Source organism: Streptomyces sp. NPDC085931 (genome assembly GCF_044540565.1).
Classification (GTDB): Bacteria; Actinomycetota; Actinomycetes; order Streptomycetales; family Streptomycetaceae; genus Streptomyces.
Genome location: NZ_JBITSK010000001.1, coordinates 722,160 through 734,471 on the forward strand (window position 1 = coordinate 722,160; position 12,312 = coordinate 734,471).

Below are 12,312 nucleotides of genomic sequence, written 5' to 3' on the forward strand. Positions count from 1 at the left end.
GGTCGGGCCTAAACCGGCCCGGACGGGTCGGCGGGGCCGCCGTGCGTGGTGCCGCCGTCCATGAGCCCGTCAGGGTCCGGGCCGTGGTCTTCGTCGGGGTCGCGCACGTACCGCAGGACGCCCCACATGCCGTGCTCATCGGCGTGCGGGGCGTCGCTCCGGCAGCCGTCGAGCTGCTTGCGGAGGGCGGGGGCGTCGATGCCCGCGCCGATGAGGACCAGCTGCGTGAGGCGCTCCTCGCCGGCCGACCAGGGCTCCGGATAAAAGCGCAGGAACCGCCCGACGGCGTGGACGGCGTAGCGGTTGCGCACGTCGTACGGGCCGAAGTCGACGTACCCCTTGATCCGGTACAGCCCCTCGGGGCGGCTGTCGAGGAATTCCATCAGCCGGCGCGGGTCGAGGGGCTGCGGCGAGACGAACGACAGGCTGTCGTAGGCGTCGTGCAGATGTCCGGCGTGGCCGTCCTGCCCGCCGCCGTGCTCGGCATGGTCGTGCAGGTCGTCGAAGGACAGCTGCCCGATGCGCTCCTCGCTCGGCCGGCAGTCGAAGAGGAACTCGGGGTCGATCCGGCCGTAGGAGGCCGGGACCACGGCGGCGCGGTCGACGAGGGACCGGACCAGCCCCAGGACGCGATCGCCGTCCGCCGCCCGGTCCACCTTGTTGACGACGACCAGGTCGGCGAGTGCGAGGTGCCGGTCGATCTCTGGATGCCGGGACCGGGTGGCGTCGAACTCGGCCGCGTCGACGACCTCGACGAGCCCGCCGTACACGACGCCCGGGTGCTCGCTGGCGAGCAGCATCCGCACGAGTTCCTGCGGTTCGGCGAGGCCGCTGGCCTCGATGACGATCACGTCGAGGCCGAGGGAGGGTTCCGCCAGTCGCTCCAGGTACTGGTCGAGCTCGCTCGCGTCGACCGCGCAGCACAGGCATCCGTTGCCGAGCGAGACCGTCGAGTCGCCGAGCGCGCCGGCCACGGCCATCGCGTCGATCTCGATGGCCCCGAAGTCGTTGACGATGGCGCCGATGCGGCTTCCGCCACTGTGGTGGAGGAGGTGGTTGAGCAGCGTGGTCTTTCCCGAGCCGAGGAATCCGGCCAGGACGACGACCGGGATCTGCTGCGCTTTCGGACTCGGCTGACGCACCGTACGACCTCTCTCACACCGACACGCGCACCGGTGTCACGTCACCGGCACGCCCACGAGCTGGGGACGGGGCCCAGGATACGAGCCGGGGATCATGCCGGGGTGACGACCGCGGGTGGCATGGCCGGTGGGCGAGGTTCGGGCCGGGCCGGGGGGCCCGGCCCGGGTTGGCCGGCCCGGGCCGGGTCGCCGCGGAGGCGCCCGGGGCTGGGTGGCCGGCCCAGGCTGGGTGGCCGGCCCCGGCCGGGTCGCCGCGGAAGGGCAGGGCCGGGTGAACGGGCCCGAGCTCGGCGGACGGGCCCGGGCCGGGTAAACAGTCCGGGCTCGGTGGACGCCCCCCCGGGCCGGGCGGACAGGCCCGGGCCGGAGCACCGGCAATGGCAGCGGCAGCGGCAGCGGCAGCGGCAGCTCACGGTCGCCCGAAGGGCTCAGGCGGGCACTGGTGCCGGCGCCTCCGGGCCCACGTAGCGGGCCACCGGGCGGATGATCTTCGTGTCCTCCGCCTGTTCCAGGATGTTGGCGCTCCAGCCCACCACCCGCGCGGCGGCGAAGGTCGGGGTGAACATCTCGCGGGGCAGGCCGCAGAGTTCCATGACGACGCCCGCGTAGTACTCGACGTTGGTGTGGAGTTCCCGGCCCGGCTTCAGCTCGGCCAGGATCGCCTCGACGTGCCGTTCGACCTCCACGGCGAAGTCCACCCGCGGTCCGCCGAACTTCCGGGCGACCTCGCGCAGCATCCGCGAGCGCGGATCCTCCGTGCGGTAGACGGCGTGCCCGAAGCCCATGATGCGCTCGCCCGCGAGCACCCGTTCCCGGACCCAGGAGTCGATGCGGTCCGGGGTGCCGATCGCGTCCAGCGTGTCCAGCGCGCGACTGGGCGCACCCCCGTGCAACGGCCCTGACAGCGCCGCCACGGCACCGGCGAGGCATGCGGCCACGTCCGCGCCCGTCGAGGCGATCACCCGTGCCGTGAAGGTTGATGCATTGAATCCGTGATCAATGGTTGAGATGAGGTACTGCTCGATGGCCCGGGCAGGCCCGTCGTCCGGTACCGAGCCGGTCAGCATGTAGAGGTAGTTCGCCGCGTAGGACAGGTCCTGCCTCGGCTCCACCGGATCGAGTCCCTGCCCCAGCCGGTACAGGGCCGTGAGCAGGGTGGGCACGGCCGCCGTCGCTTCGAGGGTGTCGCGTCGGCGCTGCTCGGCGTCGATGTCGTACACGGGGCGGAAGCCTTTCGCCGCGCCCAGCAGCGACAGTGCCGTGCGCATCCCGGCGAGCGGACCGGAGCGCCCGCCGGCCGCGGCGATGGCGGGCAGCGCGGCACGCACCGCGTCGGGCAGTCGCCGCAGCGCGGCGGTCTCCCGCGCGAAGGCAGCGCTTCGCCCGGCGTCGGGCAGTTCGCCGTGCACGAGCAGGTGCCAGACGTCCTCGAAGCCGCGGGTCCGTGCGAGATCGACGGCCGAGTACTGGCGGTAGTGGTAGAAGCCCTCGCGGCCGCGGACGTCGCCGACCCGGGTGTCGGTCACGACGACACCGGCGAGCCCCCGCGGTACCTCGACGAGAGTGGCTGCGGACCTGTTGACGGACATGTCTTCCTCCCTGGACTTGATTCGACTGTCCATGCTTGACTTAATCCGTGTCAACATTGATTGAATCAATGTAAGGCGTACCGATCAACGAGCCGCAGGACGGATACGGTGACCCGCATGCGCGATCAAGAACCCGCTCCCGGCGGCCCGGAGCGGCGGCTGAGCACCAAGGAGGCCGCCGAGCTGCTCGGCGTGAAACCAGAGACGGTCTACGCCTACGTCAGCCGCGGCCAGCTCAGCAGCCGGCGGGGCAGCGGCGGCCGGGGCAGCACCTTCGACGCCCGGGAGGTCGAGGCGCTCGCCCGCCGCAACCGGCGCGAGGGCGCGGCCACTTCGGGCACGTCGGGCGCCGGCGGCGAGTTGGCCGTGCGCACCCGCCTCACTCTCATCGAGAGCGACCGCTACTACTTCCGCGGCGTCGACGCGGTCGACCTGGCCACACGGCACAGCTACGAGGAGGTCGCCGAGTGGCTGTGGACGGGCCGGATGCGCCCGGGCAGCACGTTCACCGCGCCCGCCGGCTCGGTGGCTGTCGCCCGCCGTGCCGTCGACGCCCTGCCCGAGCACGCCGCGCCCGCCGACCTGCTCCGCGTCGCGACCATCGCCGCCGCGACGGCGGACCCGCTGCGCTTCGACCTGTCCGAGGAAGCCGTGCTGGGGACGGCGCGCAGTCTCATCCCGACGCTCGTCGCCGCCCTTCCGCCGGCCGCGGGTGACCGCCGCGACGACCGCCGAGACGACCGCCGCGAGATTCGCCGCGACGACCGTCGCGACCAGGCCCCCCTGGCCCACCGCCTGTGGACGCGACTGTCCCCGCGGGACGCCGACGAGGCGTCCCTGCGAGCCCTGGAGACGGCCCTCGCCCTCCTCGTCGACCACGACCTGGCCGCCTCCACCCTCGCCGTGCGGGTCGCCGCCTCGGCCCGTGCGCACGCCTACGCGGCCGTCACCGCCGGTCTGGGCGTGATCGAGGGCCCGCTGCACGGCGCGGCCAGCGGGCTCGCCCACCGGATGCTCCAGGACGTGCTCGACCAGGGCGACGCAGGACCGGTGATCGCGGACGAGCTGCGCGCCGGGCGCCGCATCCCGGGCCTCGGACACCGGCTGTACCCGGGCGAGGACCCCCGCGCGCGTGCCTTGTTCGCCCTGCTGGAAGGCATGCCTCGCGCCGAGCCGGCCCTGCTGGCGGCCCGCGACGTCGTCGACACCGCCGCCCGCCACGCCCCGCTGCACGCCAACGTCGACCTCGCGCTCGCCGTGCTCACCGCCTCCTGCGGCATGCCCCCGACCGCCGGGGAGACGATCTTCGCCGTGGCCCGTACCGCGGGCTGGATCGCCCACGCGCTGGAGGAGTACGGCGAACGACCGCTGCGGATGCGCCCGAGCGGCCTCTACACCGGTCCCAGGCCCCCGCAGCCCCTACCGGAGTAGACCGGGCGGCCCCGGGAGGCCGGCCGAGCCAAGTCAGGTTAGGCTCACCTCTGTGAGTACGTGCTCAAGCGTCTCCCGGGACTCCGACGAGCCCGTTTCGGGAACCGCGGCCACCGCGAGGACCTGGCTGCTGCTGGAGCAGCCCGGTCCATGGGGTGCCAAGGCGCTCACCTCGAGCCACCTGGACCCCGCCCTGGGGCGTGCCCTGGAGGCGGCCGCGAAGGACACGGGCGTGCGGATCGTGCTGATCCGCCGCCCCGGGCGCCACGCGGACCGCCGTATGCCCGCCAGCCGCCGGGTGTACGTGGCGCACACCGTCCCGGGCGACGTCTGGCTGCGCACCGCCACGACGTCGGATCCCGCGCGGCTCCTCGACCTCGACTTCGCCGCACTCGGCCGGGGCGACCACGGCAGCTTCGACGCGGTGCTCGGCGGAGTCGCGCACGAGGGCGACCCGCTGGCGCTCGTCTGCACCAACGGCAAGCGCGACCGCTGCTGCGCGCTCCTCGGCCGCCCCCTCGCGGCCGAACTCGCCACCTCCGGGGTCGAGGGCGTCTGGGAGGTCACTCATCTGGGTGGTCACCGTTTCTCGCCGACCGTGCTGGTGCTGCCGTACGGCTACGCCTACGGGCGGGCCGAGGCGCATCTGCTCAAGGAGGTCCTGCAGGGCGCGCGGGACGGACGTGTCGTCGTGGAGGGCTGCCGGGGCAGGTCCGCATGGGAGCGGCCGGGCCAGGCCGCCGAACTCGCCGTGCGCACCGGCATCGGCGAGTACGGGGCCGAGGCGCTGAGCGTCGTGCGGACGGCCGGCGCGGCCCCGCGCTGGGAGGTGACCGTCGCCCACGCGGACGGACGTCGCTGGCTGGTCGAGGTCGCCCAGAGCGCGGCTCTGCCACCGCGTCCGGAGAGCTGCGGGGCGTCGGTCCTGGGCTCGCCCGCGCGGATGGACGTGATGGCGGTGCGCGAGCTGAGGATGACGACGGCCCTGGCCGGCTGACGCCGGTTCCGCCGCACGTCCGGCCGCCCGTTCGCCCCCTCAGCATTGATCGCCGACGCCCTGCACCATTGACCGAACGCCCGCAGCATTGATCTGCCGATCCCGCTACATCGTTGATCAAGAGATCCATGCCACACCCGTCACGGGAGCCGGGCGGCCGCACGTACCGTCTTCGGTATGAGCCCCACTCCCCCCGCACGCCGCCTGCGCCTCGGCCTGCCGCGGCGGGTGTTCTCGCAGGTGCTGCTGATGCAGGTGGCCATCGCCGCGGGCGTCGCGGTCCTCGCGACCGGGTTGTTCCTCGCGCCCCTCGGCGACCAACTGGACGACCAGGCCATGCGCCGCGCGCTGGCCATCGCGCAGACGACCGCGCAGCAGCCCGGGCTCGCGAAGGACCTGCGGGACACGCCGCCCTCGCCGGACGGCCCGGTGCAGCGGGAGGCGGAGCGCGTCCGGAGGGCCACCCGGGCCGAGTACGTCGTGGTGATGGACTGGCGGGGCGTGCGCTGGTCGCACACCGACCCCAAGCAGATCGGCGGGATCGTCTCGACCGACCCGGGGAAGGCCCTGGCCGGCCGCGAGGTCATGGAGATCGACGACGGCACCCTCGGCCGTTCCGCCCGGGGCAAGGTGCCACTGCGGGACAGCGACGGCAGGGTCGTCGGAGCGGTGTCGGTCGGTATCGCCTACGACAGCGTCCGGGCCCGGCTCATCCACGCGATCCCGGGGCTGCTCGCGTACGCCGGGGGTGCCCTGGCCGTGGGCGCGCTCGCAGCCTGGCTGATCTCCCGCCGGGTGCACCGGCAGACCAGGGACCTGGCGTTCTCGGACATCGCCGCGCTGCTGTCGGAACGGGAGGCCATGCTGCACGGCATCCGGGAGGGCGTGGTCGCCCTTCACCGCACCGGCCGCATCCGCCTGGTCAACGACGAGGCGCAGCGGCTACTGGGCCTCGGGGATACGGTGGTGGGCCGCACCCCCGACGAGGCGCTGGGCGCGGGCCGAACCGCCGATGTCCTGGCCGGCCGCGTGACCGGCACGGACCTGCTCACCGTGCGCGGCCAGCGCGTGCTGGTCGCCAACCGGATGCCCACCGACGACGGCGGCGCGGTGGCCACCCTGCGCGACCGGACCGAGCTGGAACAACTGGGCCGGGAACTCGACTCCACCCGCGGCCTGATCGACGCCCTGCGCGCCCAGGACCACGAGCACGCCAACCGGATGCACACCCTCCTGGGGCTGCTGGAGCTGGAGATGTACGACGACGCCGTCGACTTCGTCGGGGAGGTGGTCGGCGCCCACCGTGCCACCTCCGAGCAGATCACCGAGCGGATCGAGGACCCGTTGCTCGCCGCCCTGCTGGTCGGCAAGGCGACCGTCGCGGCCGAGCGAGGTGTCGCCCTCGGGGTGTCGGACCGGACCGGGCTGCCCGACCGGCTGGTCGACCCGCGGGGGCTGGTCACGGTCGTCGGCAACCTGGTGGACAACGCCCTCGACGCGGTCGCGGGCACGCCGCACGCGCGCGTGGAGGTCGAACTGCGCGCCGAGGGGCGGACGGTCACCCTTCGGGTGCGGGACACGGGCCCGGGAATCCCGCCCGAGCACCGGGAGTTGATCTTCACGGAGGGCTGGTCGACGAAGAAGCCGCCGGCCCACCGGGAGCGGGGCCTCGGGCTGTCCCTGGTACGCAGGCTCGCCGAACGGCAGGGCGGCAGCGCGACCGTCGGCCGGGCGCACGGCGGGGGCGCGGAGTTCACCGTCGTCCTGCCCGAGGCGCTGACCGAGCCGGGCCCCGAACCGGCCCTGACCGTGCCGTCCGCCGCGCAGAACGCCGAAGAGGGGTCGTGATGATCGAGGTTCTGGTCGTGGACGACGACGTCAGGGTCGCGCGGGTCAACGCCGCCTACGTCGAGAAGGTGCCGGGTTTCCACGTCGCCGGCGAGGCCCACAGTGCCGCGGAGGCGCTGCGCCAGGTGGAGGCGTTGCCCCGGCTGGACCTGGTGCTGCTGGACCACTATCTGCCCGACGACACGGGGCTGGCGGTCGTCCAGGAGATGCGGCGGCGCGGCCACCAGACCGACGTGATCATGGTGACGGCGGCCCGGGACGTGTCCACCGTGCAGGCGGCGATGCGGCACGGCGCCCTGCAGTACCTGGTCAAGCCGTTCGCCTTCGCGGGTCTGCGCGCGAAGCTGGAGGCGTACGCGGAGCTGCGCCGCACGCTGGACGGGGGCGGGGAGGCGGAGCAGGCGGAGGTGGACCGCATCTTCGGCGCCCTGTCCGCCGGGGCGGAGCCCGCCCTGCCCAAGGGGCACTCACCCACGACGGCGGAGCTGGTCCGGCAGGCCCTGATGAACGCGGGCGGGCCCCTGTCGGCCCAGGAGATCGCCGAACGGACCGGGGTGAGCCGTCAGACCGCCCAGCGCTACCTCAAGCTCCTGGAGCGCACGGGCCGGGCCCGCCTCACCCTCAAGTACGGCGACGCGGGCCGCCCGGAGCACCGTTACGTGTGGGCGACCCGCTCGTAGCGGTCCGACGGCCGGGCTGCGGCCACGGTGTCCCCGAGCCGGCCGCCAGCCGCTCGCTCCCTCGGTCAGCGACCGTTGCGCCGTTCCGGCCCCCGGTCAGGGACCGGTACGCCGCTCCCGCCCCCTGTCAGCGACCGTCACGCCGCTCCCGCCCCGGTCAGCGACCGCACCTCGGTCTCCGCGTGCCGGGCCTCGTCCGGGACCTCCGCCGACGTGACCGTGCCCAGCCAGCCCGCGAGGAAGCCCAGCGGGATGGACACCAACCCCGGGTTCTGCAACGGGAAGTACTGCAGGTCGACGCCCGGGAAGAGCGAGTCGGGGCTCCCCGAGACGACGGGGGACAGCACCACCAGCACCACGGCCGGGATCAGACCGCCGTAGACGGACCAGACGGCGCCTCGGGTGGTGAAGCCGCGCCAGAACAGGGAGTAGACCAGTACGGGCAGGTTCGCCGACGCGGCGACGGCGAAGGCGAGGCCCACCAGGAACGCGACGTTGAGGTCCCGCGCCAGCAGGCCGAGGGCGATCGCCACCATGCCGACACCCACGGCCGCGACCCGGGCCACGGCCACCTCGCTGCGCGGCCTGCCGCCCTTGCGCCGCAACGACGCGTACAGGTCGTGGGCGACGGACGCCGAGGACGCGAGCGTGATCCCGGCGACCACGGCGAGGATCGTGGCGAAGGCGACCGCGGCGACGATGGCGAAGAGAACCGTCCCGCCGGTGCTTCCGGCGCCGCCGCCCAGGTCGAGCGCCAGCAGCGGAACCGCCGTGTTCCCGGCCGCGTTGGACCCGCGCACGGCGTCCGGTCCGACGATCGCGGCCGCGCCGAATCCGAGGACGATCGTCATCAGGTAGAAGCCGCCGATGAGCCCGACCGCCCAGACGACCGACCGGCGCGCGGCGCGCGCGGTGGGCACGGTGTAGAAGCGCGACAGGATGTGCGGCAGGCCCGCCGTGCCCAGCACCAGGGCCAAGCCCAGGCTGATGAAGTCGAACCGCGCGGTCCAGTCGCCGCCGTACCTCAGCCCGGGCGCCAGGAACGCCTCGCCGTACCCGCTCCGCTCGGCCGCGGTGAGCAGCAGCCGGTTGAGGTCGCCGTGGAAGCGCACGAGGACGAGCGCCGTCAGCGCGATGGTGCCGCCGAGCAGCAGAACGGCCTTGACGATCTGGATCCAGGTGGTCGCCCGCATCCCTCCCATCGACACGTAGATCACCATGAGTGCCCCGACGCCGATGACCGTCCAGGCCCGCGCCGCCCCGCTCGTGCCCCCGAGCAGCAGCGCGACCAGGCTGCCCGCGCCGACCATCTGCGCCACCAGATACAGAACGGACACGGTGACCGAGGAAGTTCCCGCCGCGATCCGCACCGGCCTCTCCCGCATGCGCGCCGCCACGACGTCGGCGAGCGTGAAGCGACCGCAGTTGCGCACCAGTTCGGCGACGAAGAACAGCACCACCAGCCAGGCCACCAGGAATCCGACGACGTACAGCAGCCCGTCGTACCCGAACAGCGCGATCAGGCCGGTGACGCCCAGGAAGGACGCGGCCGACATGTAGTCGCCCGCGATGGCAAAACCATTCTCCATCGGGGTGAAGAGCCGCCCGCCCGCATAGAACTCCTCCGCCGAACCGCGGCGGTTGCGGCCCACCCACGTCGTGATGCCCAGGGTGACCGCGACGAACGCGCTGAACAGCAGCAGCGCCAGGGTCTGGTGCTCGTTCGTCACGAGGCACCGCCGTTCACGCCGCGGGTCAGTTCCTGGGTGTCCCAGCGCAGCTCCAGTGCCGCCCGGTCCCGCCGCAGCCGCGCGTGCCGCGCGTAGGCCCAGGTGAGCAGGAACGTGGTCAGGAACTGGCCGAGCCCCGCCACGAGCGCCACGTTCACCGCGCCCGCCACGGGCCGGGCCATGAGCTCCGGCACGGTCGTGGCCGCGACGACGTACCCCACGTACCAGGCGAAGAAGGCCGCGAAGGCCGGCACCACGAACCGCCGGTACCGCCGCCGCACCTCCTGGAAGGCAGCGCTGCGCTGCACCTCCAGATACACGTCGGCCGCCGCGACACCGCCGGCGCCCGACGCACGCGCCGGGGGCACCGCCGCCGGCGCTCCGGCCTCCTCCGACTCGCCCCAGCCGGAGGCGAGAGCGTCGTACCAGGGGTCGTCGTACCTCAGCCGAACGGCCTCCTCGGCCGCACCCGCGTCATGACCGTCGAACCGCTCGACCGGACTCTCCTGACCAGCCCCGACTGTGTGGGGACGGCCCTTGCTTGACTGCATGCCCAAGGATGGACAGAACGGGAAGATCCCCGACTCTTCTTCCCCGCGCTCTTCACCCCATCAGGTGACGCGATCCGCGCAGGGCCGCGCGGGGGCGCCCGCCGGGAACGCCGAACGCCCGCCGGGAGCCTCTCGGCGCTCCCGGCGGGCGCGGAACTCCGCGCGGCCGCTAGGCGTCGATCCGCGAGCGGTCCAGCGTCGCCGCCGAGTTGGAGATGAACTCCTTGCGCGGCGCCACGTCGTTGCCCATGAGCAGGTCGAAGACCTGCTCGGCCGCCTCCAGGTCGGAGAGGTTGATCCGGCGCAGCGTGCGGTGACGGGGGTCCATGGTCGTCTCGGCCAACTGGTCGGCGTCCATCTCGCCGAGGCCCTTGTAGCGCTGGATGGAGTCCTTGTAGCGGATGCCCTTGCTCTGGAACTCCATGAGCTTGTCGCGCAGTTCCCGGTCCGAGTACGTGTACACGTACTTGTCCTGGCCCTTCTTGGGCTGGGTGATCTCGATCCGGTGCAGCGGCGGCACCGCGGCGAACACCCGGCCCGCCTCGACCATGGGCCGCATGTAGCGGTGGAAGAGGGTGAGCAGCAGCGTGCGGATGTGGGAGCCGTCGACGTCGGCGTCCGTCATCATGATGATCTTGCCGTAGCGGGCCGCGTCGATGTCGAAGGTCCGCCCGGAGCCGGCTCCTATGACCTGGATGATCGCGCCGCACTCGGCGTTCTTCAGCATGTCCGTGACGGACGACTTCTGGACGTTGAGGATCTTGCCCCGGATCGGCAGCAGCGCCTGGAACTCGGAGTTACGGGCGAGCTTCGCCGTGCCGAGCGCGGAGTCGCCCTCGACGATGAACAGCTCGCTGCGGTCGACGTCGTCGCTGCGGCAGTCGGCGAGCTTCGCCGGCAGGGAGGAGGACTCCAGGGCCGTCTTGCGGCGCTGCGCGTCCTTGTGCTGCCGGGCCGCGATCCGCGTACGGGCCGCGGCGACGGCCTTCTCCATGACGACACGGGCCTGCTGGGCGGCGTCGCGCTTCGTGGACGTCAGGAACGCCTTGAGTTCCTTGCTGATCACGTTGTTCACGATGCGGCGGGCCGCCGAGGTCCCCAGGACCTCCTTGGTCTGGCCCTCGAACTGGGGCTCGGCCAGACGCACCGTGACGACCGCGGTCAGGCCCTCCAGGGCGTCGTCCTTGACGATGTCGTCCTCGGCGACGCGCAGCAGCTTCTTGGCGCGCAGCACCTCGTTCATCGTGGCCGCCACGGCCTGCTCGAAGCCGGCGACGTGGGTGCCGCCCTTGGGCGTGGCGATGATGTTCACGAACGACTTCAGGGTCGTGTCGTACCCGGTGCCCCAGCGCATGGCGACGTCGACGTCGAGCTCCCGGGTGACCTGGGTCGGGGTCATCTGACCGTGCTCGTCGAGCACCGGGACGGTCTCCCGGAAGGTGCCCTGACCGGAGAAGCGGAGGACGTCGCAGACCGGCTTGTCGCTGGCCAGGTACTCGCAGAACTCGCTGATGCCGCCGTCGAAGCGGAAGGACTCCTCGCCCTTGCTGCCGCCCTCGCCGAGCCCGAACTCGTCGCGGACGACGATGGTCAGGCCGGGCACCAGGAACGCGGTCTGGCGGGCGCGCTGGTGCAGCGTCTCCAGGTTGAGCTTGGCGTCCTTGAGGAAGATCTGGCGGTCGGCCCAGTAGCGCACGCGCGTGCCGGTGCGGGACTTCGGGATCTTCCTGGCCTTGCGCAGGCCGCTCTTCGCCTCGAACTTCGCGTCCTGGCCGTTGCCGGCGAAGGCGCCGGGGACACCGCGCCGGAAGCTGATCGCGTGGGTGTGCCCGCCGCGGTCCACCTCGACGTCCAGCCGGGCGGACAGGGCGTTCACCACGGAGGCGCCGACGCCGTGCAGACCGCCGGAGGCGGCGTACGAGCCGCCGCCGAACTTTCCGCCGGCGTGCAGCTTGGTCATGACGACCTCGACGCCGGAGAGGCCGGTCTTGGGCTCGACGTCGACCGGGATGCCCCGGCCGTTGTCCCGGACCTCCACGGAGCCGTCGTCGTGAAGGATGACCTCGATGTGGTCGCAGTAACCACCGAGGGCTTCGTCGACGGAGTTGTCGATGATCTCCCAGAGGCAGTGCATCAGACCGCGGCTGTCGGTCGAGCCGATGTACATACCCGGGCGCTTGCGCACGGCCTCGAGCCCCTCGAGGACGAGCAGGTGCCGCGCGGTGTAGTTGGAACCGTCCCGGTCTGCTCCTGCCAGCAGAGCTGTGGACGGCACGGACGTCTCGGCGGTCACGCGGTTCGCTCCTCGCTGAATTTCAGATGGGGCCCTGTTGGGTAAGGGCGC

At 72.8% G+C, this 12,312-nt stretch carries 9 protein-coding genes; 4 read left to right on the plus strand and 5 right to left on the minus strand.

Annotation, left to right across the window (positions count from 1 at the left end):
- Positions 1 to 8 precede the first annotated feature (8 nt).
- Together ACIGAN_RS03045 and ACIGAN_RS03050 are read right to left on the minus strand one after the other, a co-directional pair.
- Positions 9 to 1,142: a CobW family GTP-binding protein gene (locus tag ACIGAN_RS03045; RefSeq protein WP_399854564.1), complete on the minus strand. Its 1,134-nt coding sequence runs from the start codon at positions 1,140 to 1,142 to the stop codon at positions 9 to 11.
- A 428-nt stretch (positions 1,143 to 1,570) separates the two neighbouring features.
- Positions 1,571 to 2,731, minus strand: coding sequence for a citrate synthase/methylcitrate synthase (locus tag ACIGAN_RS03050; RefSeq protein WP_399854565.1), 1,161 nt, complete (start codon positions 2,729 to 2,731; stop codon positions 1,571 to 1,573).
- A 117-nt stretch (positions 2,732 to 2,848) separates the two neighbouring features.
- On the opposite strand from ACIGAN_RS03050, the gene ACIGAN_RS03055 reads away from it, so the two are divergent.
- From ACIGAN_RS03055 to ACIGAN_RS03070, 4 genes are all read left to right on the plus strand, one after another.
- Positions 2,849 to 4,162, plus strand: a complete 1,314-nt coding sequence (locus tag ACIGAN_RS03055) for a citrate synthase (RefSeq protein ID WP_399854566.1) — start codon at positions 2,849 to 2,851, stop codon at positions 4,160 to 4,162.
- A gap of 52 nt (positions 4,163 to 4,214) precedes the next feature.
- Positions 4,215 to 5,159: a sucrase ferredoxin gene (locus tag ACIGAN_RS03060; RefSeq protein ID WP_399854567.1), complete on the plus strand. Its 945-nt coding sequence runs from the start codon at positions 4,215 to 4,217 to the stop codon at positions 5,157 to 5,159.
- Between the two features lie 177 nt (positions 5,160 to 5,336).
- On the plus strand, positions 5,337 to 7,007 hold the full coding sequence (locus ACIGAN_RS03065; protein ID WP_399854568.1) for a sensor histidine kinase: 1,671 nt from the start codon (positions 5,337 to 5,339) through the stop codon (positions 7,005 to 7,007).
- On the plus strand, positions 7,007 to 7,687 hold the full coding sequence (locus ACIGAN_RS03070; RefSeq protein ID WP_399854569.1) for a response regulator: 681 nt from the start codon (positions 7,007 to 7,009) through the stop codon (positions 7,685 to 7,687). The genes ACIGAN_RS03065 and ACIGAN_RS03070 overlap by 1 nt, the downstream gene beginning before the upstream one ends.
- Positions 7,688 to 7,824: 137 nt before the next feature.
- Here ACIGAN_RS03070 and ACIGAN_RS03075 read toward each other — a convergent pair whose 3' ends face one another.
- From ACIGAN_RS03075 to ACIGAN_RS03085, 3 genes are all read right to left on the minus strand, one after another.
- A complete protein-coding gene (locus ACIGAN_RS03075; protein ID WP_399854570.1) occupies positions 7,825 to 9,417 on the minus strand; it encodes a cation acetate symporter in 1,593 nt (530 codons plus the stop codon).
- Complete coding sequence (locus tag ACIGAN_RS03080) at positions 9,414 to 9,968, minus strand: DUF485 domain-containing protein (RefSeq protein ID WP_399854571.1); 555 nt, start codon at positions 9,966 to 9,968, stop codon at positions 9,414 to 9,416. Before ACIGAN_RS03080 ends, ACIGAN_RS03075 begins: the two co-directional genes overlap by 4 nt.
- 169 nt (positions 9,969 to 10,137) lie before the next feature.
- A complete protein-coding gene (locus ACIGAN_RS03085) occupies positions 10,138 to 12,261 on the minus strand; it encodes a DNA gyrase/topoisomerase IV subunit B (RefSeq protein WP_365741135.1) in 2,124 nt (707 codons plus the stop codon).
- Positions 12,262 to 12,312 lie beyond the last annotated feature (51 nt).